This is a genomic window from Hyunsoonleella flava (assembly GCF_004310325.1).
In the GTDB taxonomy this organism is placed as follows: Bacteria; Bacteroidota; Bacteroidia; order Flavobacteriales; family Flavobacteriaceae; genus Jejuia; species Jejuia flava.
In genome coordinates, this window is record NZ_SIRT01000001.1 from 309,088 (window position 1) to 335,510 (window position 26,423).

Below are 26,423 nucleotides of genomic sequence, written 5' to 3' on the forward strand. Positions count from 1 at the left end.
TATAATGTTTTTTAATTCCATTAAGGCACGATTATCCGTAGTTAATTTTGTACTACTACTATCTTTTTTTTCGTGTGCTTCAAAAAAAAATGTTGTTTATTTCCAGACGGCCAAAGATTTCGAAACTATTGTTGATACAAGTACCTTTACACCCAAGCTTAAAGTAAATGATATCATTAGTGTCTATGTCTCTACTTTTGATTTAGAGGCAGTTGAGCCTTTTAACTTAAAAAAAGGACAGACCAACTCGGGTGGTTTACAGTATATTGATTATTTAATTGATATAGATGGTAATATTGACTATCCTGTACTTGGAAAAATTAAATTGCTAGGTTTAAGTGTTGAGCAAGCCAAAGAATTACTTAAGGATAAGCTCTCGGATTATCTTAAAGATCCAATAGTCAACATTAGAATATTAAATTTTCGAATTGCTGTTTTAGGCGAGGTTAACAATCCTGGGATGTATGAAGTATCAGGAGAGCGAATTACGTTACTAGAGGCTATTGCTCTAGCGGGGGACCTAAGAATTAAGGCCAAAAGGGAAAATGTACTAGTAGTAAGAGATTTTAACGGTACAAAAACCTATACTAGAGTAGATTTGACAAATAAGGAATTATTTAATTCTCCTGTATATTTTTTGACTCAAAATGACGTTGTTTATGTTCAGCCTAATAAATCAGCAATAACTCAGGCATATTTTGATGGTAGGGTTGGAGCTGCAATATCTATAGCATCTATTATAATTACTTCTACTGTGCTTATCCTAACTAGTAGACGATAATTATAGTTCCTTCCTTAGCATACATAATATAAATCTTAATAGATGAAGAAAAATTTTGACCTTAAAAAAATCATAAATACATATTTAAAGCATTGGAAATGGTTTGTTTTAAGCGGCATAATGTTCATTGCACTTGCCTTTTTTAAATTAAGGTATACTGCTCCAGAATACAATGCTTATGCGAAAATTATGCTTGTAGATGATAACGGTGTATCTAATCCCGCTGAAGAAGTTCTCCAAGATTTAGGTAAGATACCAAATAAAGACAGTAAAAAAGTTGAAGATGAGATTGAGGTACTGAAGTCAAGAAAAATAATGGAGGGTGTTGTAAAGCGTTTAGGTTTAAACAAAGCATTCTTTGCACAAGGACGTATACATAATACTGAATATTTCCCTATATATAAAGCTCCACTAAAAATTAGTTTTCTTGAATCTGACACATTAGTTAATTCATCTAGTTTAGATTTTAGCCTTAATGTTATTTCTGAAACAGAATTTGATATTATTTATTTAGTAGATCAACAGGAGATAAATAAGAAAGGGTATTTTGGAAAAAATGTGAGTTCACCGATAGGAGAAATTTTGATAACTCCAAATGCAAATAATTTAACTAGTTTAATTAATCAAATTTTCTATTTTCGTTTAAGGCCTGTTAATAGTGTTGCAGAAGCCTATAGAAACTCTGTAGAGATAAAGCAAGCTTCTGAATTTTCAATGGTTTTAAATTTATCCCTTAATGACAGGGTAGTTGAAAAGGCCAAAGCAGTCTTAGATACGTTGGTAGATGAGTACAACTTAACTTCAATTGAGGAGAAAAGTGCGAAATCTAATAATACAGCCGAGTTTATCAATAAAAGGATTAATTTGATAGCTTCTGATTTGGGTGAAGTTGATGATGAAATAGAACAATTTAAAACAGGCAATAAGCTAACCGATATTTCGTCAGAAGCTAGTCTTTACTTACAATCTAATGCTCAAACAGAACAAAGTTTGGCCGTAGCACGTACGGAATATAGCAAAATCAATTTCATGAAGAATCAACTTGATGTAGACTCTTTTGAAAGAATTCCAGGTAATATTGGTCTAGCAAATGGATCTCTTAACACTATAGCTTCAAAATATAATGAACTTTTGGATAATCGTAATAGACTTTTAAAAAGTTCAAATGAAAAAAACCCCATAATCGTTAATCTAGATCAGCAACTAATTGCATTAAAAAGCAGTCTACAAAATGGATTGAATAATTCAGCTGAAACTGTTGCTCTTCAAATTAAAAGCCTTGAAAACCAGTCTTCTAAGCTAAATTCAAAAATATATGCAGTACCAGGTCAAGTTAGAAAATCAAGAGATATTGAGCGAGAGCAAGGTATAAAAGAATCATTATACCTTTATCTTTTGCAAAAACGTGAAGAAGCAACTATTTCACTTATATCTACTTCACCCAACGCCAAAATAGTTGACTCTGCTCATTCAACATATTTAGCCGTATCTCCCAACCCGACTATTACTTATTTCACCTTTTTTATCTTAGGTTTAGGTGTGCCTTTTGGTATTGTATATTTAAGGGATTTATTAGATAACAAAATTCATAATAAAGAAGATTTACAAAGAGAATTTAATAATATAAGTATATTAGGTGAAATACCAAAATTAAATAGAGGTGATAGGGGGTTAATTAAAAAAAACGATCGTTCAATTCTTTCCGAATCTTTCAGGATAATTAGGACCAATGCGGATTATATTAGAAAAGGTAGAAATGTTAAGGATTATGATAACGTAATTTTTGTGACGTCAACAATTAACGGTGAGGGAAAATCCTTTTGCAGTATGAATACAGCATTAACCATTGCAAATACTGGTAAAAAGGTGTTATTAGTGGGTGCAGATATACGGAATCCACAAATATTTCCGGCTATAAAAGACGTGACTAAAAATAAAAATCAAAAAAATGGTCTTACTGAGTTTTTAGTAGATAGTTCTATAACTACTAATCAAGTAATAAATAGCTATAAAATTAACGAAATAGAAATAGACGTTTTATTATCTGGTAAAGTACCACCTAACCCTGCAGAATTGTTGATGTCTGATCGTATCAAGGAATTATTTGATATTGTATCTAATGAGTATGATTACGTTATTGTTGACACAGCACCAGCTATGTTGGTGACAGATACTCTTTTAATTAGCCAATATGCTGGACACACTATGTACCTAACTAGAGCGGACTATACAGAAAAAGAAGTCTTAAATTTTGCAAAAGAAATTCATGCAGATAATAAGCTAAACGGCATGATGCTCGTCGTTAACGATGTAAAACAGTCCAATTTTGGGTATGGAGCCAAGTACGGATACTATGGTGCCCCTGAGAAAAAGGGTTTTTTTAAGAAGTTTAAAAAGGCCTAAAATCATATTACAAAAAAAAGCACCTTTTTAAGGTGCTTTTTTTTTTGTCAATAAGTTTAATGTTTCTAATTCGAATAGAATTCAAATGCATTTAGTATTAGATCATTATTCACCAAACAATCAATCTTACATTTACCTATGGATTCCAAAAGCACAAAATTTATATTCCCATGATTGTTTTTCTTATCATATTTTAATAATTCAACAATTTTCGATAAATCTTCGTCTTTAAATTCTACTTTGCCATAATAATTAATGAATAGTGTTTTGATGCTTTCCGCTCTTTCTTTAGAAAACTGTAATAGTTCGGTAGAAATATAACTTTCCAAAATCATTCCTATTGCTATTGCTTCTCCATGTAATAGAGTTGTTTTGTCTTCATTACTTAAAAAATAAGATTCTATAGCATGACCCAGGGTATGACCAAAATTTAATGTTTTTCGCAAGCCGTCTTCATAAGGATCTTGTATAATAACATCCCTTTTTATGATGACAGATTCATGAATCAATTCATCTAAATCATTTAGATGGAGTTGAGACAAGTCTTGAAACTTATTCCAATAACTTTCACCTGTTATCAACCCGTGTTTCAGCATTTCGGCTAAGCCAGAGCGTATCTGTTCTTTTGGTAGCGTATTTAGATATTGAGAATCAATCAAAACCAAATTAGGATCTTTAATAACGCCAACTTGATTTTTTATATGTCCTAAGTCTACACCAGTTTTTCCGCCAACTGAAGCATCTACCATGGATAATAGAGTGGTGGGCACGTTTACAAAAGCTATCCCTCTTTTAAAGGTACAGGCCACAAACCCCCCTAAATCGGTAATTACACCACCACCAATATTAATCATTAAACTTTTTCTATCAGCATCAAGTTCAGAAAGTGCATTCCAAACACCTACACAGGTATCTATAGTCTTATTAACTTCACCAGACTCAATCTCAATAATCTCAATAATTTTATCTGTATCTAGTTTTTCCAAGAATTTAGGTAGACAGTATTCATGTGTATTTTCGTCAACCAAAATGAAAATTTTAGAAAAATTATTCTCCTTAACGTATTGGTTCAAAGAGTTGTAGCTCTTATCATTAAAGTGAATTAAACTATCATTTGCCTTAATAGAGTCCATTAAAAAATGTTGTTTTTTAGAGGGCCTCAAATTAAGGAGATTTTATATAAAATGATAACTTAGCTATAATTATCTTTACCAAAAAAACTTTTTGATGAATCCAGATATGATTTTTGATAACACAGAAATCGCCTTTTCGTTAAAAACAGATTCTGAATTAGAGCGCGCATATTTTCTGTTTAAAATGATTTCAGTAGAACCTTTGGTTAGAATTGGTACCGCCGCAACTAACTTTGCATTAAAGGCTAATTTGCCAATAGAGGGTTTAATCCGCTCTACTGTATTTGATCATTTTTGCGGTGGAGTAAATGAGGAAGATTGTTTGCCAGTAATAGATAGAATGTTTGAAAAAGGGGTTAGCTCTGTTTTAGACTATTCAGTTGAAGGTAAGGAAAGCGAGCAAGAATTTGATAATGCATTAAAAACAGTTTTAAACATTATTGAATTTGCTAAGGCTTTAGATGCCATTCCTATTGCTGTTTTTAAACCTTCTGGTTTTGGACGTTTTAGACTTTATAAAAAGAAAAACGACAATTTAGCGTTGAATGCGGAAGAGAACGAGGAATGGAAAAGGATAGAGGCTAGGTTTCATGCTGTATGCAAGAAAGCAAAAGCATATGATGTTGCTGTATTGATTGATGCAGAGGAAAGTTGGATTCAAAATGCTGCAGATGCTTTGATAACCAAAATGATGAAGATTTATAATACCGAAAAGCCAATTGTATACAATACTTTGCAGATGTACCGGCATGATAGAATGACTTTCTTGGAGAGTGAACATGCTAAGGCAAAAAATGAGGGCTATTATCTTGGTTATAAAATAGTGCGAGGAGCATATATGGAGAAAGAAAATGATAGGGCTGTAAGGAAAAATTACGAATCACCAATTTGCAAAAGTAAACAGGCTACTGATGAAAATTTTAATAATGCTCTACGGTACATGACAGACTACTTGGATTGTATGTCGATTTTCGCAGGAACACATAATGAAGAAAGTTGCTATTTGTTAATGCAATTAATGAATGAAAAGCAGATACTAAATAACGACCCCCGTATTTGGTTTGGACAATTATATGGCATGAGCGATCATATAAGCTACAATTTAGCGCATTTAGGATATAATGTTGCCAAGTACATGCCATTTGGGCCTGTAAAAGATGTGATGCCTTATTTGATTAGGAGAGCAGAAGAAAACACCTCAGTTGCAGGACAGACTGGAAGAGAATTGGCTCTGATAAAAAAGGAGAAACAGAGACGAAAACTACTATAGCTTAACACATACCTTTTAAAACCTTTTTCATCTCCTGCAGGGTAGTTTTGTAATTCACCTTATAAAGTTTTTCCAAGTCTAATTCCATTTTACGCTTAGACTTTTTGACTAAGTAGAATATTTTTTTGTGTTTTGAAGTAACGAGTATTTCGTCTGTTGTTGTTATGGCTTCATGAAGTTTTTCTCCAGAAGAAAGATTGGTAATGTTTATTGCTATTTTGTTTTCTGCCTTGAATGTAGAAATTAATACTTCGGCCAAATCCATTATTTTTATCGGTTTTCCCATATCAAAAGACACTTTGTTATAACCATTTACGTCTAGTTTGGCCAGCTCCAGAATTAAGGTACAGGCCTCATCCATATCAATAAAAAGTCGTGTTGCCTCCTTATTTGTAATTGTAATTGCTTCCCTCTTTTTTATTTGCTTAATAAACAATGGAACAACTGAGCCATTAGAACCAAAAATATTACCAAATCTAGCAGAAATGAACCTAGTAGATTGTGAGGAGACATTTAGATTAGATAAAAACCTTTCAGCTATAGCTTTTGCCATACCCATAACTCCAACAGGGGAGACTGCTTTGTCAGTAGAAATAAAAATAAATCTTTTTGAACGATACTCTAGTGCTAGTTGAGCGAGCAATTGTGTAGCAAAAATATTTGTTTGTATGGCTTCATAAGGGTTTTCTTCTACAAGCGAAACATGCTTGTAAGCTGCTGTATGGAAAATCAAAGTGGGCTTGTACATCTCAAAAAGATGGGACATATGAACTTTATCCCTTATGTCTCCCAAAACAAATTCTACATTATTTTGAAAATTATTAGAAATACTCTTTTTTAGGTAAAACAAGGGAGTTTCTGCATTATCCAAAAAAATAACTTTCTTGAATTTCGCATATAACAATTGTTTTGCAAGTCCGCTTCCAATAGAGCCCGCAGCTCCAGTAACCAAAATTACTTCTTCTGAGAAGTCATAAGTGCTAGAGTTACCAATTAAAGATTTCTCTTCTGAAATCAATCCAGAGGACTTAATTAAACTTTTAATCCTTTCAATAACGGCATTATCCATTTAAACTAAATGTACTTATGGTGTGAAAGTATTAATAATTAAAGGATATTCCAACAGTGGTTACTTAGCAACAACCCTGTAAACTGTCTTAAAAATTAATTTCAAGTCAAACATGAAACTCTGTTTTTTCAAATAAAGCTTATTGTATCTTAACTTATCGGGAATAATGGTCTCAATGAAATATTTCTCGGGATCCTTGGCTTTTTTCAATAATTCTACCTCATTTCGATATTCTAAGGATGCCAATCCAGTTATACCTGGTTTCAATTTAAAAATAACCATATCATCTTGACCGTAGAAATTTACATAATATCTAAGTTCTGGTCTTGGACCAACAAAACTCATATCCCCCTTTATGATATTGAAAAGTTGTGGAAATTCATCTATCTTATATTTTCTTAAAAAATATCCTATTTTCGTAACTCTGCTATCGTTATCCCCAATAGTTAATAATCCTTTTTTTTGGGATTTAACGTACATAGTTCTGAATTTGTAGATGTTGAATTCCTTGTTATATTGCCCCACGCGCTCTTGAATAAATAAAATGGGACCTTTGGAATCAAGTTTTATAATTATGGCGATTATAGCTAGGACAGGAAATAGGATTACCAAACCCAAAAAAGAGAAAACAAGGTCGAATATACGTTTTATCATTTCCTAAAAGACAAATTATTCACCTTTACCAGACTATCACAATTCTCAACAGTTATTTCAATAGTTTTATCATTTAGACTACTTTCAATCAAATAGATGCCGCATGGTTTTTGCCTTGGAGTACTTTTAGAAAAATTTACATCACCAGTTTTCAATAGCTCTTTTATGGTATTGGCATCAAACTGTTCCAGAACCTCATTGGAGAACTCTTTAGATTTAGAATTGATATTTTTTAAAACCCGTGCTTCAGGACCATAAGCACAAGATGTTTTTTTTCCACTTAAGAAAAAGGCCAAAATTATGAGTCCAATTGAAAAACCACCGAGATAGTAGCCTATGCGTTGAATAAGTTTCATTTGCAATAATTAAAGTAGTAGCGTGAACTAAAAAATCAAAAGGTTAATGTCGCTGTGCTTTAAATCAAACCACTCACCAACAGATTTGTTTGTTAAAATACCGTGGTAAAAGTACAACCCATTTTTTAAACCTTTATCAAATCTTAAAGAATTTTCTATACCTCCATCTTCAGCAATTTTCATTAGGTAAGGTGTAAAAATATTACTGATTGAGATAGATGCAGTTCTAGAATATCTTGCCGGAATATTAGGCACGCAGTAGTGTATAACACCATGCTTAACAAAAGTTGGCTCTATATGTGACGTAACTTCACTAGTTTCAAAACAACCTCCCATATCAATACTTACATCAATAATTACAGCACCTTTTTTCATGTGTTGCACCATGGCTTCAGAAACTACAATAGGTGCTCTGTTAATACCTCTCACAGCACCAATTACAATATCACATCGTTTTAAAGCCTTTAAAAGGTTTTTGGGCTGAATGGTTGAGGTAAATAATGATCTGCCTAAATTAGTTTGAATACGCCTGAGTTTGGTGATGGAATTATCAAAAACTTTTATGCCAGCACCTAAACCAATAGCACTTTTTGCCGCGTATTCACCAACTGTTCCAGCACCTAAAATCACAACTTCAATAGGTGGGACTCCACTAATGTTACCAAACATTAAACCGGAACTGTTTTTACCATTTGATAGTAGCTCAGACGCAATTAAAACCGATGCTGTCCCAGCTATTTCACTTAAGGAGCGAACTGCAGGATATGTGCCATCTTCATCTTTAATAAATTCAAAAGCTAGCGCTGTAATACGTTTTGCTGCTAAAGCCTCAAAATATTTTTTGGTTTGTGTTTTAAGTTGAAGCGCAGAAATTAAGATGGCTTGTGGATTCATTAATTTAATTTGCTCTAAACTTGGTGGCTCAACCTTTAGTATCATTGGGCAGGAATACACTTTTGTGGTGTCACTTGATATTTCTGCACCAGCTTCGCTGTAATCCTTGTCACTAAATCTAGCACCTTTACCCGCGCCAGACTCTATTAAAACCTTATGCCCATTGCTTATCAAAGCAGACACTGCATCTGGAGTTAAGCAAATTCTATTTTCTTGATAAGTTGTTTCTTTGGGAACTCCTATATAAAGTTGCCTTTTATGCTTTAAAATTTCTAATTTTTCTTCTTGCGGAAGTAATTGTTGCTTTGTAAAAGGCGACAAGGATTGAGACATCTTAGTAGTGTTTATCAAAATTGAAATTACAAATATTTTTGGTTTTATGAATATTTTATATGCTAATAATTTGGTTGTCCCGCATATTGTTTGAAAATAAGTAGGAATATAAGTTAAACAACTTACGGTATTTGCACATTATACTTTAATTTAATTATTCTAATTTTGTATAGTAAATTCCATTAATGTTCAACAGAATTACATTCCTATTAATAGTGCTATTTTCTTCTTTAGGATTCTCTCAAAATTACAGTATTGAAGGGGTTGTTAAAGACGAGAAGGATTTAGGAATTGCATATGCAAACATAGTACTGGAAGATGCACAAAACCCAACGTTGTTATTAGGAACCACTACTAATGAAAAGGGTTTTTTTAAGTTTGATGATTTAAAGCCTAAAGTATATAAACTCACCATTAGTTTTCTAGGGTTTAATAGTTTTTCAACAAAAATAAAACTCACGGGTAATGTTGATTTTAAAACAATTATTTTAAAAAAAACTGAAGAAGCTCTTGATGAGGTTGTAGTTACTGCTAAAAGACCCACGGTAAAGCGTTTGGTAGATCGTATTGTCTTTGATGTTGAGAACTCCACGTTATCTAACAGCAATGTTTTAGATGTTTTGAGACATACTCCCGGAGTTATAGTAAGAGATGGATCTATTTCTGTGAAAAACACGCCACCAGTGGTGTATATAAATGATAGGAGAGTACACCTGTCTACTGATGAAGTACAACAACTTTTGGAGGCAACACCTGCAAACAATATTAAATCAATTGAAGTAATCACCAATCCACCAGCAAAATACGATGCTGAGGGAGGAGCTATTTTAAACATAGAAACTAGTAAAAATATTGTTGTAGGCTATCATGGCAGTATTTTTGGCAATTACAATCAAGGTTTTCAATTCCCTAAGTTTTCTTTAGGTACAAGTCATTTTTTTAAATCTAAAAAGCTGAGTGCATATATTAACTATAATGTTAGCCCACGCAAAGATTTCAGAAATAATTTGGAGGTCATCAATTTTATTGAAAACAATAATATCGAATCTAGTTGGAATACCGATTTTAAACGAGAAAGAGAATCAGATAATCAAAATATTACTGGGACTCTTAATTATGATTTTAATGACCGAAACAGTATAAACTTTACTGTTAATACATTAATAGCTCCTAGAGAGAATTCTCGAACTAGGGTAAATAGTTTAACAGAGATATTTGGTGCGACTCAAGCGCTCGACTCTACTTTTAGAACTTTCAACAATTTAGTTTCTGAAAAATTCAATCTGGCATTTTCCTTAGGATATATACATAAATTTGAAAGAGATGGCGAGCAACTATCTATAGATTTACACCATACGGATTACGATTTTTCAGAGTTTCAAAATGTAGATACCGGATATTTTTTACCTGGAGCCTCCTCATCTTTTAGAGATAACAGATTTCAGACGTTCTCTAGTCAAGAGATAAAACTAATGACAGGGCAAATAGATTATAAACTACCTTCTGAAGATGGTTCAACATTTGAAGCAGGTATTAAAGCGGTTAGTATAAATTCTGATAATATTTTAGATCAATTTAATTTTGAAAATGGTATTCGTGAACAAGATCTGGGCAATTCAGATGTTTTTATATATGACGAAAAAAACTTTGCGGGTTATGTAAGTTATGAGAAAGATTGGGAACATTGGAGTTTAAAGGCAGGATTAAGGGTTGAAGTTACCGAGACGGATGGCGAATCATTATCGACCAATGCAACTAATACGAATGATTATACAAATTTGTTTCCCTCCTTTTACTTATTAAATAGGTTAGATAATGAAGACGAGATATATTTTAGTTACAATAGACGTATTTACAGACCGAGATACAGAGAGCTGAATCCATTTAGATACTTTTTAAATGATAATACTTTTATAACAGGAGACCCTAGGTTACTCCCAGAGATAGATGATAGTTTTATTTTAGGTTACACTATAAACGATATTTTTACTTTTGAATTTTACTATCGTTACGAGAGGAATCCAACTTTAGAATTGCCGATTCAGGATAATGATAATAGACTCTTGAAATATGTGTTTACTAACATAGATCATAATGAATCTTATGGTTTAGATTTTACCACATATACTGGAATTACAAAAGACTGGAATTTATATGTATTATCTTCTTTGTTTTTTTATGAAAACAATTTTTTCGCAGTTGGAACTAATAACGAACTTCAAAGCAATGAGAGATGGTCAATATATGCTAACGTAGTGAACTACTTTAGTTTTTTAAAAGATAATAGTTTAACGGCTGATATTGGTGTTGATTATATTAGTTCCATTTTTATTGGGCCAAGTGATATAAGTGAAAGATTGGGAGTAGATATTAATTTAAATAAAACCTTCTGGAATAATAGGGCGTCTCTAAATATAGGTATTAGAGACTTATTTAATACTAGAAATTTCACCAATACCACCCGTTATTTAAACCAAGATTGGTTTGTAAATTCAAATTTAGAGAACAGATTATTTGTATTAGGTTTTAACTACAAGTTTGGTAACTATAGACTAAACACAAAAAGTAAGAGTATAGACCTTAATGAGCGAGATCGTTTAGAAAAAGAATGATGTTCTAAAAATACTGTCTTATTTTATCCCAGAAATTTTTTGGAGACATTTTAAACTCCTCTTCAAGTTCTTCAAGAGATTTTGTGGCTTCGTTAATTTTATTGAAAATCCTAGCTCTGATCAAGTAGATTGATGGAATAACTACTGCCATTACTGGAATCATATACATTAATTGGAGTTCGTCAAAAAACTTTAGTTCATCATTAAAGAAACCAAATATCTGATATATGTACATGAACATAGGAACGAGTAGCGCATGATACCACCAATGTCTATTTGTGAAAAACCAGATGAATAACAATAATAAAGGAATGGCCTTACTGCTTAATACCCACATTCCGTAATTAGCGTCTTCCCAAAAACCACTGTCATACGTAAACAAAAAAGTGTCCCAAACCCTTTGTTTTGGAACACTTTCATATAAAGTAAATAGAAAAGGCGTTATGGCTAAAATGGTTGCTATAACGCTTCCAAGTACTAAGCTTTTTTTACTAGCCTTTGGTTGGAATTTTTCTAAGTTTCTTTTCAATTTTGGCTGTTTGTTCTCCATTTTGCTCAAATGAATTAGCTGCATTAGCTAAAAACAACATACCTCCGAAAATTGCGATTGCAATTACATACTTTTTTGTTTTCATTTCTTTAAGGGATTTAATTAATTAATTAATACCTCAAAGTTATATAAACACTAAGGTTACGGTTTTAGTTAAATGTTAAAATTATGTTAAAAACATTGATTTTTAAAATTCTTGCTGTGGGTTTCCCGTAATCTTATAAAAAATATATGAGTTATGTTGGTTTTTCCATGCTGCGTTTGGGTTTCGGTTAAGTTTATATTTTACATTTTCAGCTTAATTTCTCTAAACATTTGATGTTTTTCTTCTAAAAAAACATCGCAATAATTATCTCCTAAAAGAGGTTTAATTACATCCGGCCACTCGATAATAATCCAATTGTCGGAATATAAATATTCTTCAATACCAAAATTATAAGCTTCTTCAATATCACTTATTCTATACAAATCAAAATGATACAATAAGCCATCATCTAATTGGTACTCGTTAATAATTGAAAACGTAGGACTACTTACTTCATCTTTGCTTCCTAAAGCCTTGGCAATACTTTTTACCAACGTTGTTTTGCCAACTCCCATCTTACCATGAAGTAGGATGGTCTTGGAGTTTATCTTCTTAATTAATTGTTCTGCAACATCGTCAGCTTCATCCAGGAGATAAGTAATTTCCAAATCAATCATTCAATTTAAGGCAATATTACGTATAAAAAATCAAAAAAACTAACAAAAAGTGTATTTCGTCGATGTTTTTTGTATTACAAGGAATTATTTGGGGCTGAAAACTGTAAATGGAATTATCATTTCTTCAAGTGAAACACCACCATGCTGGTAAGTATTTCTGTAGTAGCTTACATAGTGATTGTAGTTATTTGGGTACGCGAAAAACAAGTCTCCTTTTGCGAAAATAAAAGAGCTACTCATGTTAATTGTGGGTAAGTGAATGTTCTTAGGCTCATCGGCTAAAAGCACGTCTTTCTTGTCAAAAGTTAAGCTTCGTCCAGTTTTATAGCGTAAGTTTAGGCTAGTGTCTCTATCCCCGATTACCTTTGATGGATTTTTTACATTAATGGTGCCATGATCTGTAGTTAATATCAGCTTAAATCCAAGCTGTTGTGACTGCTGAATCATTTCCAAAAGTGGTGAGTTCTTAAACCAGCTAAGTGTCAAGGAACGATATGCTTTATCATTTGATGCCAATTCCTTAACGACTTCCATCTCTGTTTTGGCGTGCGAAAGCATATCCACAAAGTTGTAAACAACAACGGTCAAGTCATTATTTTTTAATGACTTAAAGTTCTCAACCAATTTCTTCCCATTTTTTAAGTTGGTAATTTTGTGGTATTGGTAACTTAAATGGTTTAATCCCAAGCGCTGCATTTGGGCTTCTAAAAAATCAGCTTCGTTTAAATTCTTTCCACCTTCATCAGTATCATTTTTCCAATATTGCGGATATAATTTTTCCATTTCACTGGGCATCAATCCTGAGAAAATGGCATTTCTTGCATATTGTGTTGCGGTAGGCAGAATGCTGAAAAAAGCTTCTTCCTGTTCTTTTTTGTAATAACTATTTATAACAGGTTCAAAAACCTTCCATTGATCGTATCTTAAGTTGTCCACAACCACTAGCAGCGTTGGCTGTTCCTTACTTAGTTCTGGAACAATTTTTTCCTTGAACAACGTGTGGGACATTATTGGGGCGTCCGCATGATTATCAAACCAATTTGGATAATTTTTATCTATAAACTTGCCAAATTGAATATTGGCTTCCGTTTTTTGAGACTCCAATATTTCAAACATCCCTGCATCTTCAATATCCTCTAATTGAATTTCCCAATAGATTAATTTCTGATATAAATTCACCCAATCTTCATACGAATTTACCATAGCTAAATCCATGGATATTTTTCGAAATTCCTGTTGATAATTTGAAGTGGTTTTTTCAGATACCAATCTTGAATGGTCTAAATTCTTTTTTAACGAAAGTAGAATTTGATTTGGGTTAACGGGCTTTATTAAGTAATCCGCTATCTTATTCCCAATAGCTTCTTCCATGATATACTCTTCTTCACTTTTGGTAATCATAACAACAGGCACACTATCCTTCTTTTCCTTAATCTCGTTTAAGGTTTCCAAACCGGTGAGTCCAGGCATATTTTCATCCAAAAAAACAATATCAAAATTGTTTTCATCAATAATATCAATAGCCTCTGTACCACTATTGCAGGTTGTTACTTTATAGTTCTTCTTTTCAAGAAATAAAATGTGCGGTTTTAATAAATCAATTTCGTCATCAACCCAAAGTATATTAATCATGTTGTTTCTATTTTATGCAATGTAGCCCTAAATTGGACTTCATATAATTATATTTGTAAAAACTAGTAAAGCTTCAAAGTTTGAATAAACTCAAAATATTAAACGACCCAATTTACGGATTTATTACTATTCCAAATTCTTTGGTTTTCGATATCATTCAGCATAAATACTTTCAACGGCTTAGAAGAATTACGCAAATGGGCATGTCGTATTTGGTGTATCCCGGAGCACATCATACAAGATTTCATCATGCTATTGGTTGTATCTATCTCATGCAAAAAGCTGTGAATGTGCTTCGTTATAAGGGAGTTACAATTTCTAAGGAAGAAGAAGAAGCCTTAAACGTTGCCATTTTATTGCATGATATAGGTCATGGTCCGTTCTCACATGCCATGGAGCATAGTATAGTAAATGGTGTATCCCACGAGCAAATTTCGCTGTTGTTTATGGAGCGTTTAAATGAAGAATTTAACGGAAGTTTAACGCTTGCCATTAAAATATTTAAGGGAGAATACCATCGTTCGTTTATGTGTCAGCTTATTTCTAGTCAATTAGATATAGATCGGGCAGACTATTTAAAACGGGACAGTTTTTATACGGGTGTTGCCGAGGGCAACGTAAATAGCGAGCGTTTAATTACGATGCTAAACGTAGTTGATGATAATTTGGTGGTTGAAGAAAAAGGGATTTACAGTGTTGAGAAGTTTATTATTGCGCGTCGTTTTATGTATTGGCAAGTGTATCTGCACAAAACAGGCTTGGTTGCAGAACAATTGTTGATGCGGGTTTTATCAAGAGCAAAGGACTTAACAAAGAAAGGTTGGGATTTAGAAGCTAGTGCAGCACTTCAATATTTTTTGAAGAATGATATTTCAATTGAAAATTTTACCAGCGAAACCCTAGACGTTTTTTATGAATTGGATGATTATGATATTGTATCCGCTATGAAGTTGTGGAAAACCAGTGATGATTTTGTGCTTAGAAATCTATGCAAAATGATAATTAATAGAGAACTGCTTAAGATAAAAATAAAGAACAAACCCATTAAGGACAAGGATTTAAAAAAGCATACCAGTAGACTTATTGAAGAGCATAATGTGACAACTGAAGAGGCGGAATACTTTGTGTTTACAGGAGATATTTTCAATCAAGCATATCAAACCAAAAAGCAGAACATTAACATCTTGTATAAATCTGGAAAAATCCAAGATATTGTAAAGGCTTCAGATCATTTAAATCTTCAAGCACTGTCAAAACCGGTAACTAAATATTATATCTGCTACCCTAAATAAAATTTGATTGCTACATTTGAGATTTTCAAATTGTTCACAACCATAGAATATCTTAAGAAACAGGGCGTTATAACTTTAGTACATTTTTCCTATTTTTGCTCAAATTATTAAAACTCAACTAACTTAAACCGTGTGAAATTCACAGCACAACAAATAGCAGATATTTTAGAAGGAGATGTTGTTGGAGATGCAAATGTTGAAGTATCAAAACTTGCAAAAATTGAAGAAGGGGTTAAAGGTGCTCTAACTTTTTTGGCTAACCCTAAATATACATCTTACATTTATTCTACAAAAGCTTCAATTACTATTGTGAGCAAGGATTTTGAACCTGAAGAAAACATTACAACCACGTTAATTAAGGTTGATGATGCGTATAAATCATTTTCAAAACTTTTAGAATATTACAATCAAGTAAAGTTGAATAAGTTTGGTGTCGAGCAACCGTCATTTATTGCAGACTCTTCTTCTCACGGAGAAAATATTTATATAGGAGCGTTCTCATATATTGGAGAAAATGTGGTAATCGGAGAAAATGTAAAGATTTTTCCAAACACATATATTGGTGATAATGTAAAAATTGGAGATAATACTATAATTTTTGCCGGAGCCAAAATATATTCAGAATGTGTTATAGGAAATAACTGTGTTATTAATTCCGGAGCTATTATTGGAGCTGACGGGTTTGGTTTTGCGCCTAACGAACGAGGAGAATACCAAAAAGTGCCACAAACTGGTAATGTGATTTTAGAAGATTTTGTAGACATTGGAGCCGCTACGACTATTGACAGGGCTACGTTAGGTTCAACGGTGATACGAAAAGGAGTGAAATTGGACAACCAAATTCAAATAGCACATAATGTTGAAATAGGTAAAAACACAGTAATTGCTGCTCAAACAGGTATAGCAGGTTCCACAAAGATTGGAGAAAATTGTCAAATAGGCGGTCAAGTAGGTATTGTGGGACACATTACTATTGGTAACAATGTAAAGATTCAAGCCCAATCTGGTATTGGCAGAAATGTAAAAGATAATGAGGTACTGCAAGGTTCGCCAGCATTAGCTTATGGAGATTATAATAAGTCCTACGTACATTTTAAAAACTTACCTAAAATTGTCAAAAAATTTAACGATATAGAAAAAAGCTATGGCAATAGTTAATACAGATACTAAACAAAAAACTATAAAAAATGAGGTGTCACTTACCGGCGTTGGTTTACATACTGGTAAAAATGTCACCTTAACCTTTAAACCGTCAACAGCTAATTCTGGTTTAGCTTTCAAAAGAGTGGATTTAGAGGGTGCACCTGTAATTGAAGCCGATGCAAATTATGTAACAAATACGCAAAGAGGTACTTGTTTGGAAAAGAATGGAGTTATGATTCAGACTTCAGAACACGTATTGGCTGCTTTGATAGGATTAGATATTGATAATGCAATAATAGAGCTTAATGCATCTGAACCACCAATTATGGATGGCTCTTCAAAATTTTTCATTGAAGCTCTTGAGGAAGCGGGTATTGTAGAGTTGGATGCTACTAGGGAAGAATTTGTAGTTTCTGATGTGATTTCATATACCGATGAAGAAAGTGGAAGTGAGATTTTAGTGATGCCAGCTAAAGATTACCAAATAACCACTATGGTGGATTTTGGTACAAAAGTTCTAGGCACCCAAAACGCTACGCTGAATCAGATTTCAGATTTTAAAGAAGAAATAGCAAATTCTCGAACCTTTAGCTTTTTGCATGAAATAGAAATGCTTTTAGAGCATGGTTTGATAAAAGGAGGGGATTTAAACAATGCCATTGTTTATGTGGATAAGCCCTTATCTCCCGAAACTATGGAAAAATTGAGAGTTGCTTTTAATAAAGATAATATTGCGGTAAAGCCTAACGGAATTCTTGATAACCTAACATTACATCATCCTAATGAGGCGGCAAGACATAAATTATTGGATGTTCTTGGCGACTTAGCACTTGTTGGAACGCGAATTCGTGGAAAAATTATTGCCAATAAACCTGGGCACTTCGTTAATACACAATTTGCTAAAAAGCTGTCCAAAATAATAAAGAATGAGAGACGCAATAATGTGCCAAATGTTGATTTGAATCAGGAACCTCTTATGGACGTGACTCAAATCATGGCTATGTTACCACATCGTCAACCATTTTTACTTTTGGATAAGGTGTTTGAATTGACTGATAAGCATGTAGTAGGGATGAAGAACGTCACTATGAACGAAGAGTTCTTCAAAGGACACTTTCCAGGAGCACCAGTTATGCCAGGAGTTTTAATAGTAGAAGCTATGGCACAAACAGGTGGTATTTTGGTATTAAGTACTGTGCCAGATCCTGAAAATTATTTGACGTTTTTTATGAAAATGGACAACGTTAAATTTAAAAGAAAAGTAAGTCCTGGTGATACGCTTATTTTTAAGTGTACATTAATTACGCCAATAAGACGAGGAATTTGTCATATGCAAGGTTACGCTTATGCAAATGGAAAGTTATGTGCCGAAGCAGAATTAATGGCACAAATTTCTAAAGTAAAATAATTAAAACGTAAAACATGAATCAGCCCTTGGCATATGTGCATCCTGGTGCAAAAATTGCAAAAAATGTTGTAATTGAACCCTTTACTACAATTAATAATAACGTGGTAATTGGCGAAGGTACTTGGATAGGTAGTAATGTTACTATCATGGAAGGTGCACGTATCGGTAAAAATTGTAATATTTTCCCAGGCTCGGTTATTTCGGCGGTACCTCAAGATTTAAAATATAATGACGAGGATACCACCGTTGAAATTGGTGATAACGTTACCATAAGGGAATGTGTTACGATTAACAGAGGTACTGCAGACAGAATGAAAACAGTTATTGGGGATAATTGTTTAATTATGGCATATTGCCATGTAGCTCATGATTGTATTGTTGGGAATAATTGTATTTTTTCTAATAATAGCACGCTTGCGGGACACATTACAGTAGGCGATTATGTGGTTTTAGCTGGTATGACGGCAGTACATCAATTTGTTTCTGTTGGAAATCATGCCTTTGTTACAGGAGGTTCATTAGTTAGAAAAGATGTACCGCCTTATGTAAAAGCAGCGCGCGAGCCGCTATCTTATGTAGGTATCAATTCAGTTGGGTTAAGGCGAAGAGGTTTTACAACAGAAAAAATTAGGGAAATTCAAGATATATACCGAATTCTATATCAAAAAACGTACAATAACTCTCAGGCAGCAGATATTATTGAAGCTGAAATGCAAGCGACCCCGGAAAGAGATGAGATTCTTCAGTTTATCAAGAATTCACACAGAGGTATCATGAAAGGATACTTCAAATCAAATTAAATCAAAAATTAAAGAAAACATTTATGGTTACGACGAGTGATATCAGAAACGGATTATGTATTAGATATAACAACGATATATATAAAATTGTAGAATTTTTACATGTAAAACCAGGTAAAGGGCCTGCATTTGTAAGAACAAAACTAAAGAGTGTCACTAATGGCAAAGTTATTGACAACACGTTCTCTGCGGGACATAAATTAGATGATGTTCGTGTTGAAACGCATAAATTCCAGTTCTTGTATCACGATGGCGAGTATTACCACTTCATGAATACAGAAGATTACACGCAAATTCAATTATTGGAGGCTGCACTTGATAATCCTGGATTAATGAAGGAAGGAGAGGTTGTAACCGTTTTAATTAACACTGAGGATAATATGCCATTATCTGTAGATTTACCTGCAAGTGTTATTTTAGAAGTTACGCACACCGAACCAGGTGTTAAAGGAAATACCGCAACAAATGCAACTAAACCCGCAACGGTAGAGACTGGGGCAGAGGTAAACGTTCCTTTATTTATTAATGAAGGTGATAAGATTAAGGTTGAAACCGCAAAGGGCACTTACAAAGAACGCGTAAAAGAATAATTTAGTTGAAATTTCCAAAACAAGAATCCTTAAAAAATATAGCGCAACTAATTAATTGTGAATTTGTTGGCGACTCAGATTTTCCGGTTCTGGGAATGAATGAAATCCATGTTGTTGAACCTGGGGATATTGTTTTTGTAGATCATCCAAAATACTACGATAAAGCATTACAATCTGCTGCAACCATCATTTTAATCAATAAAAAAGTTGATTGTCCTGAAGGTAAAGCACTGTTGATTAGTGATGATCCGTTTAGGGACTTCAATAAGCTTTCTAATCATTTCAAGCCATTTCAAAAGGCAAATACATCTATTTCAGATGCTGCGGAAATTGGAGAAGACACTATTGTACAACCAAATACATTTATCGGACATAATGTAAAAATTGGTAAAAATTGTATCATACATTCAAACGTAAGTATTTATGATGATACCGTAATTGGTGATAATGTCACAATTCACGCAGGTACAATTTTGGGTGCAAACGCCTTCTACTATAAAAATAGACCTGAAGGTTTTGATAGATTATTGTCATGTGGGCGCGTGGTAATTGAGGATAATGTTGATATTGGTGCTTCATGCACAATTGATAAAGGGGTTACAGGAGATACTACCATAAAAAAAGGAACCAAAATTGATAATTTGGTTCAAATTGGTCATGACACCATTATAGGCGAGAAGTGTCTTATAGCATCACAAGTTGGTGTTGCTGGTTGCGTTGTAGTGGAAGATGAGGTTACCATTTGGGGGCAAGTAGGCATCACAAGTGGTATTACCATTGGGAAAAAGGCTGTTATTTCTGCTAAATCTGGAGTAAGTAAATCTTTAGAGGGAGGAAAAGGATATTTTGGAATTCCTGCCGATGATTTTCGCTCCAAATACAAAGAAATTGCCTCTATTAGAAAAATTCCAGAAATCTTAGAGACTTTAAAAAAACAAGGGAAGAAGTAGTTTTCTTTTTGTCGAAAATAAAGTACTTTTGCTTGACTTAAAATAAATACGAAAAATTATCACTTATGAGTGTATTAGTAAATAAAAATTCAAAAATAATAGTTCAAGGTTTTACTGGTAGTGAAGGTACATTTCATGCAAGTCAAATGATTGAGTACGGTACCAATGTTGTAGGTGGAGTTACTCCTGGTAAAGGAGGGCAAACACATTTGGATAAACCTGTTTTTAACACAGTTGAAGAAGCTGTGAAACAAGTAGGAGCTGATACAACCATTATTTTTGTTCCTCCTGCATTTGCTGCTGATGCTATAATGGAAGCTGCTGACGCAGGAATAAAGGTTATTATTACCATCACAGAAGGTATTCCTGTTGCAGATATGATTACTGCTTCAAATTACATAAAAGATAAAGGCTCAAGATTAATTGGCCCTAATTGTCCAGGTGTCATCACTCCTGGGGAAGCAAAAGTTGGTATCATGCCAGGGTTTGTATTCAAAGAAGGAAAGGTAGGTATTGTATCTAAATCAGGGACGTTAACTTACGAAGCTGCAGATCAGGTTGTAAAACAAGGTCTGGGAATTACCACAGCTATTGGGATTGGAGGAGATCCAATAATAGGAACCACAACCAAAGAGGCTGTTGAGCTTTTGATTAATGATCCAGAGACTGAAGCTGTAGTGATGATTGGAGAAATTGGTGGTCAATTAGAAGCAGATGCTGCTAATTGGTACAAAGAAAGTGGTAGCAAGAAACCTATTGTCGGTTTTATTGCTGGTGAAACGGCACCTGCGGGACGAACCATGGGACATGCAGGAGCAATTGTTGGGGGAAGCGATGATACTGCGCAAGCCAAAAAGAAAATTATGAGGGCATGCGGCATACATGTAGTAGATTCTCCGGCTGAAATTGGTAAAAAAGTTGCCGAAGTATTGGCTTAAGTATAAATTAAAACTGCTGAAAACCTTACAAATATTGTGAGGTTTTTTTATTTGAAGCAACTTCTATTTATTATATTTGAATAACTTGTTTACATAAAATCAATTATTATAAACTAACTATAACTAATGAAATTATTAGAAGGAAAAACAGTCATAATTACAGGTGCCAGTCGAGGAATAGGAAGAGGAATAGCAAAAGTTTTCGCAGAACATGGTGCAAATGTAGCGTTCACTTACAGTTCTTCTGTTGAAGCTGCAAATGAGCTGGAAAAGGAATTGAAGGCTTCAGGTGTAAATGCAAAAGGATATCAAAGTAATGCTGCAAGTTTTGAGGAGGCTCAAAAACTGGCTGCTGATGTTGTAAACGATTTTGGAAGCATTGATGTATTAATCAATAATGCGGGCATTACAAAGGATAATCTGCTAATGAGAATTAGCGAGGAGGATTTTGATAAAGTTATTGAAGTAAACCTTAAATCGGTTTTCAATATGACTAAAGCGGTTCAACGCACAATGCTTAAACAACGTAAAGGCTCAATTATCAATATGAGTTCTGTTGTTGGTGTCAAGGGTAACGCTGGACAGACTAATTATGCAGCTTCAAAGGCTGGAATTATAGGTTTTTCTAAATCTGTCGCACTAGAATTAGGTTCTAGAAACATACGAAGTAACGTGATAGCTCCTGGTTTTATTGAAACTGAAATGACAGCAAAGTTAGATGAAGAAGTTGTAAAAGGATGGAGGGCAGGTATTCCTTTAAAACGCGGTGGTACGCCTGAAGATGTTGCCAATGCATGTGTGTTTTTAGCTAGCGACATGAGTGCATACGTTACCGGACAAACGCTGAATGTGGATGGAGGAATGCTTACCTAGGGTTTTTATTTAATGCAAACAGAAACTGTTTTATACATAATACTATCTGGAATTATAGCGCTACTTGTAGCGCTTTTTCAGTACAAGTATAAAACGAAACATCGACGAACACTATCCATTGCATTTTCTTTTTTAAGGTTTTTATCTGTTTTTGCAATGTTATTACTATTGGTGAACCCCAAGTTTGATCAAATCAAGGTCTTTACCGAAAAACCAAATCTTATTGTTGCTGTTGACAATTCCAACTCAATTAAACATTTAAGTCAAGTTGAAAATGTCAATAAAACTCTCGAGTCAATTAAGAATAATGTTGAGCTTACTAAAAAATTTGATATTGAGTACTTCAGATTTAATGAGGATATTGAAAACTCTACAATTTTAGATTTTGAATCTAGGGGAACAGATATCGATAAAGCGTTAAATCAGATTTCTGATATTTACAAAAATGATATTGCGCCAGTTGTTTTAATTTCAGATGGAAATCAAACATTTGGTAATGATTATGCGGTTTCTAATACATATTCTCAACCTGTTTACCCCATAATTTTAGGAGATACGATAACATATACCGATCTACAAGTAAAACAACTTAATGTTAATAAATACGCGTTTTTAAAAAACAGGTTCCCCGTTGAAGCTATTTTATTATATCAAGGTAATGTAGATGTTACTTCGAGGTTAACCGTAATTGCAAATGGTAAAAGTGTATTTAATAAAACTATAAATTTTTCAAAGGAAAATAATTCTGAGATAATCCAGTTTACGTTGCCAGCTAATAAGGTCGGTGTTAGAAGTTATACTGCAAGATTAGAACCGATTCAAACAGAGAAAAACACCATAAATAATTCAAAGAAGTTTGCTGTTGAAGCGATTGATCAGAAAACAAAAATTGCTTTGGTAAGCGATATGATCCATCCAGATATTGGAGCCCTTAAAAAAAGTATAGAAAGTAATGAGCAGCGTTCTGTTTCAATTTTAAACCCATATGAAATTTTAAATCAAATAAATGATTTTCAATTAATTATACTTTATCAGCCTAACAATAAATTTAAAAGGTTATATCAAAATTTAGAAAAAGAATCGGTAAACACATTTACTATAATTGGAACTAAAACCGCATTAGGTTTTTTAAATAATACAGTTGAAGTTTTTAGTCAAGAGTCCACAGGACAAACAGAAGATTTTCAACCTAAGGTCAATCTAAACTTTTCACCGTTTTTAGTGGAAGACATTAGCTTTGAAACTTTTCCGCCTTTGTTAGGACCATTTGGTGCTTCTAAATTTTCTGTGCCCTATGAAACTTTGCTAGAAAAAACAGTTTTGGGGATTGATAAAAATGAGCCGTTGTTGGCAACATTAGAACATAATTCTAGAAGAGAAGCAGTCTTATTTGGAGAGAATATTTGGAGATGGCGTGCCCAGAGTTTTATGAACGAAAAATCTTTTTCAGACTTTGATAACTTCATGGGGAAACTGGTGCAGTATTTAGCTTCAAATAAAAGAAAATCGAGGCTAACGGTTGAGTATGAATCGTTTTATACAGGTAGCTCTAATATTATTTTGAAAGCCCAAATTTTTGATAAAAACTACGAATTTGATGCACGTCAATCTTTAGACCTTATTCTTGAAAATATAGTTTCAAAAGAAAAACAAGTACTTCCTTTTGTACTCAAAAACAATAACTATCAAGTTGATTTGAGCGGATTAAACCCTTCCAAATATAATTTCACAGTACGTTCAAAAGGAGAAAATATTTCAAAATCGGGTAGTTTTGAAGTATTGGAATACAACATTGAGCAACAATTTTTAAATGCGGATGTAACTAAACTACAACAACTGGCTACTAATACAAATGGTAAGGCTTACTTTTCAAATGCTGTTGATGCTTTAATTTCAGATTTATTATCTAATGAAAGCTATAAAACAATTCAAAAAAGCAATAAAAATACCATACCTTTGATAGACTGGAAATTTCTGCTTGGGATCATACTTTTATCACTTTCAGCAGAGTGGTTTTTAAGAAAATATAACGGATTAATTTAAATACATAACTATGGAAAGATTACCAAAAATTGCATTCCCAATAATAGTGGTGGCAATTATATTATTTGTTTTACTTGCTAAATCTGCAGTAACGATTGGCTCTGGTGAAGCAGGTGTTTTATACAAAACATTTGGTGGCGGTGTTGTTACAGATGAAGCCCCAATGGGAGAGGGATTTCATATCGTTGCACCTTGGAATAAGGTATACATTTACGAAGTGCGTCAGCAGGAATTATTTGAGAAGATGAGAGTATTATCATCAAATGGTTTGGAAATTCAAATTGATGGTTCTGCATGGTACCAGCCTGTTTATAAAGACTTAGGGAAATTGCACCAAACTTTAGGTGAGAATTATTTGCAACGGGTAATACAACCTGCAATTAGAAGTGCAGCTAGGAGTGTGGTTGGTCGTTATACGCCAGAACAATTGTATTCTACAAAGAGAGATGCGATTCAAGATGAGATTTTCGCCGAAACAAAAAAGATTTTGGATAAGCAATATGTGCAACTAAATGAGGTTTTAGTACGTGATGTAACTTTACCAAATACAATTAAGGAAGCTATTGAACGTAAATTACGTCAAGAACAAGAGTCTTTGGAATATGAGTTTAGACTAGTTACTGCCGAAAAAGAAGCGCAAAAACAAATTATTGAAGCTGAAGGTAAGGCTAAGTCCAATAAAATTTTAAGTGCATCGCTAACAGATAAAATATTACAAGATAAAGGTATTGAGGCTACAATGAAACTATCAGAATCTCCAAATAGTAAAGTAATCGTAATTGGTTCTGGAGACAGTGGTTTACCTATTATCTTAGGAAATCAGTAACCCAATAATTTTAGGATTTAAAGACTAATCTTGAATTTTAAGCAAGAATACCTTGCTATTATTGATGAAACCTAAATTGTTTCAAAATTTAAACAGATAATTTGGAGTTTTAATTAGAATTTTTTGATATTTGTATCAAATAAAAGACATGACTTTTACTCAAACACATCATCATTTTTACATTTGCTCTCAAGCGAAGTAAAGATGTATTGAGTAAAATCAACATATATTTAAACCCGTTTGAGACTTTCAAGCGGGTTTTTTAATTGAAATAAAAACGCTTAATAGTTTCAAACTCATAAAAAAGATAACATGAGTAAATTAAGAATTGCAGTACAGAAATCAGGCAGATTGAATGAAGATTCAATGCGGTTGTTAAAAGATATTGGTATTTCTATTGATAACGGAAAAGACCAACTAAAAGCTTCGGCTAAAGGTTTTCCGGTTGAAGTGTTCTACCTGAGAAATGGAGATATTCCTCAATATTTAAAGGATGGCGTTGTGGATGCGGCCATTATCGGAGAGAATGTATTAATCGAAAAAGGAGAGGGTATTGGTGTTGTTGAAAAACTAGGCTTTTCTTCCTGCCGCGTGTGTATTGCTGTACCAAAAGCTTATAACTATAATAGTATAAAGGATCTCGAAGGGAAGCGTATTGCCACTTCCTATCCAAATACAGTTAAAACGTACTTAGATGAAAATGGGGTGAATGCTAATTTGCATATAATAAACGGTTCAGTTGAAATAGCGCCAAACATAGGTTTAGCAGATGCCATTTGCGACATTGTTTCCAGCGGAAGCACCTTATTTAAAAACAATTTAAAAGAGGTGGATACCATTTTAAAATCTGAAGCAGTTTTGGCGGTGTCTCCAAAGTTAAATGAAGAAAGGAAGGCTATTTTAGAAATCATCCAATTTAGAATTCAGTCCGTTTTAAAAGGGAGACAGTCAAAATACGTGTTGTTAAATGCACCAAATGATAAGGTACAGGATATCATAGATATTTTACCAGGGATGAAAAGCCCAACAGTATTGCCATTGGCAGAAAAAGGGTGGAGTTCGATACATTCGGTAATAAGTAAAAATGAATTTTGGAGCGTAATTGATGAATTAAAGGCTAATGGTGCTCAAGGTATTTTAGTTTGTCCAATCGAAAAAATGGTACTGTAAT

24 protein-coding genes are annotated in these 26,423 nt (G+C 33.4%); 15 read left to right on the top strand and 9 right to left on the bottom strand.

Translation table 11 applies throughout. From position 1 onward, the window contains the following. Positions 1 to 4 precede the first annotated feature (4 nt). Positions 5 to 781 carry a polysaccharide biosynthesis/export family protein gene (locus tag EYD45_RS01260; RefSeq protein WP_130962528.1) on the top strand — a complete coding sequence of 259 codons (777 nt, stop codon included), beginning with the start codon at positions 5 to 7 and terminating at the stop codon, positions 779 to 781. A 42-nt stretch (positions 782 to 823) separates the two neighbouring features. Next, a complete protein-coding gene (locus EYD45_RS01265) occupies positions 824 to 3,184 on the top strand; it encodes a GumC family protein (RefSeq protein WP_130962529.1) in 2,361 nt (786 codons plus the stop codon). 65 nt (positions 3,185 to 3,249) lie between these two features. Here the strand turns inward: EYD45_RS01265 and aroB are convergent, their stop codons facing one another. Then, positions 3,250 to 4,317: a 3-dehydroquinate synthase gene (gene aroB, locus EYD45_RS01270; RefSeq protein WP_130962530.1), complete on the bottom strand. Its 1,068-nt coding sequence runs from the start codon at positions 4,315 to 4,317 to the stop codon at positions 3,250 to 3,252. Positions 4,318 to 4,411: 94 nt separating this feature from the next. Here aroB and EYD45_RS01275 point away from each other — a divergent pair, with 94 nt between their 5' ends. Further along, on the top strand, positions 4,412 to 5,587 hold the full coding sequence (locus EYD45_RS01275) for a proline dehydrogenase family protein (protein ID WP_130962531.1): 1,176 nt from the start codon (positions 4,412 to 4,414) through the stop codon (positions 5,585 to 5,587). 1 nt (position 5,588) lies between these two features. Here the strand turns inward: EYD45_RS01275 and EYD45_RS01280 are convergent, their stop codons facing one another. The 4 genes from EYD45_RS01280 to EYD45_RS01295 are packed head-to-tail and all read right to left on the bottom strand — an operon-like array spanning position 5,589 to position 8,893. After that, entirely contained in the window at positions 5,589 to 6,656 is a 1,068-nt protein-coding gene (locus EYD45_RS01280) for a UDP-N-acetylglucosamine 4,6-dehydratase (RefSeq protein ID WP_130962532.1), read from the bottom strand. Between the two features lie 60 nt (positions 6,657 to 6,716). Further along, positions 6,717 to 7,310, bottom strand: coding sequence for a sugar transferase (locus EYD45_RS01285; RefSeq protein WP_130962533.1), 594 nt, complete (start codon positions 7,308 to 7,310; stop codon positions 6,717 to 6,719). Further along, entirely contained in the window at positions 7,307 to 7,666 is a 360-nt protein-coding gene (locus EYD45_RS01290) for a DUF4258 domain-containing protein (protein ID WP_130962534.1), read from the bottom strand. The genes EYD45_RS01285 and EYD45_RS01290 overlap by 4 nt, the downstream gene beginning before the upstream one ends. 27 nt (positions 7,667 to 7,693) lie before the next feature. After that, on the bottom strand, positions 7,694 to 8,893 hold the full coding sequence (locus tag EYD45_RS01295; RefSeq protein WP_130962535.1) for an alanine dehydrogenase: 1,200 nt from the start codon (positions 8,891 to 8,893) through the stop codon (positions 7,694 to 7,696). 185 nt (positions 8,894 to 9,078) lie between these two features. Between EYD45_RS01295 and EYD45_RS01300 the strand changes: the two genes are divergently transcribed. Next, the gene (locus tag EYD45_RS01300; protein WP_130962536.1) at positions 9,079 to 11,505 is read left to right on the top strand and encodes an outer membrane beta-barrel protein; all 2,427 of its coding nucleotides are present in this window, start codon (positions 9,079 to 9,081) and stop codon (positions 11,503 to 11,505) included. A gap of 4 nt (positions 11,506 to 11,509) precedes the next feature. Here the strand turns inward: EYD45_RS01300 and EYD45_RS01305 are convergent, their stop codons facing one another. The 4 genes from EYD45_RS01305 to porX all read right to left on the bottom strand — a co-directional run bounded on the left by EYD45_RS01305 (position 11,510) and on the right by porX (position 14,389). After that, positions 11,510 to 12,034, bottom strand: a complete 525-nt coding sequence (locus EYD45_RS01305; protein WP_165453860.1) for a hypothetical protein — start codon at positions 12,032 to 12,034, stop codon at positions 11,510 to 11,512. Next, positions 11,997 to 12,140 carry a hypothetical protein gene (locus tag EYD45_RS16665; RefSeq protein ID WP_165453861.1) on the bottom strand — a complete coding sequence of 48 codons (144 nt, stop codon included), beginning with the start codon at positions 12,138 to 12,140 and terminating at the stop codon, positions 11,997 to 11,999. Before EYD45_RS16665 ends, EYD45_RS01305 begins: the two co-directional genes overlap by 38 nt. A 200-nt stretch (positions 12,141 to 12,340) precedes the next feature. Beyond that, complete coding sequence (tsaE, locus tag EYD45_RS01310) at positions 12,341 to 12,757, bottom strand: tRNA (adenosine(37)-N6)-threonylcarbamoyltransferase complex ATPase subunit type 1 TsaE (protein ID WP_317127921.1); 417 nt, start codon at positions 12,755 to 12,757, stop codon at positions 12,341 to 12,343. A gap of 84 nt (positions 12,758 to 12,841) precedes the next feature. Continuing rightward, positions 12,842 to 14,389: a T9SS response regulator signal transducer PorX gene (gene porX, locus EYD45_RS01315; protein ID WP_130962538.1), complete on the bottom strand. Its 1,548-nt coding sequence runs from the start codon at positions 14,387 to 14,389 to the stop codon at positions 12,842 to 12,844. An 80-nt stretch (positions 14,390 to 14,469) separates the two neighbouring features. Between porX and EYD45_RS01320 the strand changes: the two genes are divergently transcribed. The 11 genes from EYD45_RS01320 to hisG all read left to right on the top strand — a co-directional run bounded on the left by EYD45_RS01320 (position 14,470) and on the right by hisG (position 26,422). Beyond that, a complete protein-coding gene (locus EYD45_RS01320) occupies positions 14,470 to 15,681 on the top strand; it encodes an HD domain-containing protein (protein WP_130962539.1) in 1,212 nt (403 codons plus the stop codon). Positions 15,682 to 15,813: 132 nt separating this feature from the next. Next, entirely contained in the window at positions 15,814 to 16,839 is a 1,026-nt protein-coding gene (lpxD, locus tag EYD45_RS01325) for a UDP-3-O-(3-hydroxymyristoyl)glucosamine N-acyltransferase (RefSeq protein ID WP_130962540.1), read from the top strand. Continuing rightward, on the top strand, positions 16,826 to 18,232 hold the full coding sequence (locus EYD45_RS01330; protein ID WP_130962541.1) for a bifunctional UDP-3-O-[3-hydroxymyristoyl] N-acetylglucosamine deacetylase/3-hydroxyacyl-ACP dehydratase: 1,407 nt from the start codon (positions 16,826 to 16,828) through the stop codon (positions 18,230 to 18,232). Before lpxD ends, EYD45_RS01330 begins: the two co-directional genes overlap by 14 nt. Before the next feature lie 14 nt (positions 18,233 to 18,246). Next, positions 18,247 to 19,032 (top strand): acyl-ACP--UDP-N-acetylglucosamine O-acyltransferase, encoded by a 786-nt coding sequence (gene lpxA, locus EYD45_RS01335; RefSeq protein WP_130962542.1) that lies wholly within the window; start codon positions 18,247 to 18,249, stop codon positions 19,030 to 19,032. A gap of 23 nt (positions 19,033 to 19,055) precedes the next feature. Then, positions 19,056 to 19,622 (top strand): elongation factor P, encoded by a 567-nt coding sequence (efp, locus tag EYD45_RS01340; RefSeq protein WP_130962543.1) that lies wholly within the window; start codon positions 19,056 to 19,058, stop codon positions 19,620 to 19,622. Positions 19,623 to 19,627: 5 nt separating this feature from the next. Then, entirely contained in the window at positions 19,628 to 20,572 is a 945-nt protein-coding gene (locus EYD45_RS01345) for a UDP-3-O-(3-hydroxymyristoyl)glucosamine N-acyltransferase (protein WP_130962544.1), read from the top strand. A gap of 65 nt (positions 20,573 to 20,637) precedes the next feature. Beyond that, a complete protein-coding gene (sucD, locus tag EYD45_RS01350) occupies positions 20,638 to 21,510 on the top strand; it encodes a succinate--CoA ligase subunit alpha (RefSeq protein ID WP_130962545.1) in 873 nt (290 codons plus the stop codon). 126 nt (positions 21,511 to 21,636) lie between these two features. After that, positions 21,637 to 22,383 (top strand): 3-oxoacyl-[acyl-carrier-protein] reductase, encoded by a 747-nt coding sequence (fabG, locus tag EYD45_RS01355; RefSeq protein ID WP_130962546.1) that lies wholly within the window; start codon positions 21,637 to 21,639, stop codon positions 22,381 to 22,383. 12 nt (positions 22,384 to 22,395) lie between these two features. After that, positions 22,396 to 24,426 carry a VWA domain-containing protein gene (locus EYD45_RS01360; RefSeq protein ID WP_130962547.1) on the top strand — a complete coding sequence of 677 codons (2,031 nt, stop codon included), beginning with the start codon at positions 22,396 to 22,398 and terminating at the stop codon, positions 24,424 to 24,426. A gap of 10 nt (positions 24,427 to 24,436) precedes the next feature. Further along, a complete protein-coding gene (locus EYD45_RS01365) occupies positions 24,437 to 25,252 on the top strand; it encodes a prohibitin family protein (RefSeq protein WP_130962548.1) in 816 nt (271 codons plus the stop codon). A gap of 312 nt (positions 25,253 to 25,564) precedes the next feature. Then, positions 25,565 to 26,422 (top strand): ATP phosphoribosyltransferase, encoded by an 858-nt coding sequence (gene hisG / locus EYD45_RS01370; RefSeq protein WP_130962549.1) that lies wholly within the window; start codon positions 25,565 to 25,567, stop codon positions 26,420 to 26,422. Position 26,423: the final 1 nt, after the last annotated feature.

Excerpts from the sequence above, each read along its gene's own strand:
- EYD45_RS01365 (WP_130962548.1), top strand. The coding sequence starts at position 24,437 with ATGGAAAGATTACCAAAAATTGCATTCCCAATAATAGTGGTGGCAATT.
- EYD45_RS01290 (WP_130962534.1), bottom strand. The coding sequence starts at position 7,666 with ATGAAACTTATTCAACGCATAGGCTACTATCTCGGTGGTTTTTCAATT.
- sucD (WP_130962545.1), top strand. The coding sequence starts at position 20,638 with ATGAGTGTATTAGTAAATAAAAATTCAAAAATAATAGTTCAAGGTTTT.
- fabG (WP_130962546.1), top strand. The coding sequence starts at position 21,637 with ATGAAATTATTAGAAGGAAAAACAGTCATAATTACAGGTGCCAGTCGA.
- EYD45_RS01360 (WP_130962547.1), top strand. The coding sequence starts at position 22,396 with ATGCAAACAGAAACTGTTTTATACATAATACTATCTGGAATTATAGCG.
- EYD45_RS01295 (WP_130962535.1), bottom strand. The coding sequence starts at position 8,893 with ATGTCTCAATCCTTGTCGCCTTTTACAAAGCAACAATTACTTCCGCAA.
- EYD45_RS01265 (WP_130962529.1), top strand. The coding sequence starts at position 824 with ATGAAGAAAAATTTTGACCTTAAAAAAATCATAAATACATATTTAAAG.
- lpxA (WP_130962542.1), top strand. The coding sequence starts at position 18,247 with ATGAATCAGCCCTTGGCATATGTGCATCCTGGTGCAAAAATTGCAAAA.
- EYD45_RS16665 (WP_165453861.1), bottom strand. The coding sequence starts at position 12,140 with ATGAAAACAAAAAAGTATGTAATTGCAATCGCAATTTTCGGAGGTATG.
- EYD45_RS01275 (WP_130962531.1), top strand. The coding sequence starts at position 4,412 with ATGAATCCAGATATGATTTTTGATAACACAGAAATCGCCTTTTCGTTA.
- aroB (WP_130962530.1), bottom strand. The coding sequence starts at position 4,317 with ATGGACTCTATTAAGGCAAATGATAGTTTAATTCACTTTAATGATAAG.
- hisG (WP_130962549.1), top strand. The coding sequence starts at position 25,565 with ATGAGTAAATTAAGAATTGCAGTACAGAAATCAGGCAGATTGAATGAA.
- porX (WP_130962538.1), bottom strand. The coding sequence starts at position 14,389 with ATGATTAATATACTTTGGGTTGATGACGAAATTGATTTATTAAAACCG.
- EYD45_RS01280 (WP_130962532.1), bottom strand. The coding sequence starts at position 6,656 with ATGGATAATGCCGTTATTGAAAGGATTAAAAGTTTAATTAAGTCCTCT.
- tsaE (WP_317127921.1), bottom strand. The coding sequence starts at position 12,757 with ATGATTGATTTGGAAATTACTTATCTCCTGGATGAAGCTGACGATGTT.
- efp (WP_130962543.1), top strand. The coding sequence starts at position 19,056 with ATGGTTACGACGAGTGATATCAGAAACGGATTATGTATTAGATATAAC.
- EYD45_RS01300 (WP_130962536.1), top strand. The coding sequence starts at position 9,079 with ATGTTCAACAGAATTACATTCCTATTAATAGTGCTATTTTCTTCTTTA.
- EYD45_RS01260 (WP_130962528.1), top strand. The coding sequence starts at position 5 with ATGTTTTTTAATTCCATTAAGGCACGATTATCCGTAGTTAATTTTGTA.
- EYD45_RS01330 (WP_130962541.1), top strand. The coding sequence starts at position 16,826 with ATGGCAATAGTTAATACAGATACTAAACAAAAAACTATAAAAAATGAG.
- EYD45_RS01285 (WP_130962533.1), bottom strand. The coding sequence starts at position 7,310 with ATGATAAAACGTATATTCGACCTTGTTTTCTCTTTTTTGGGTTTGGTA.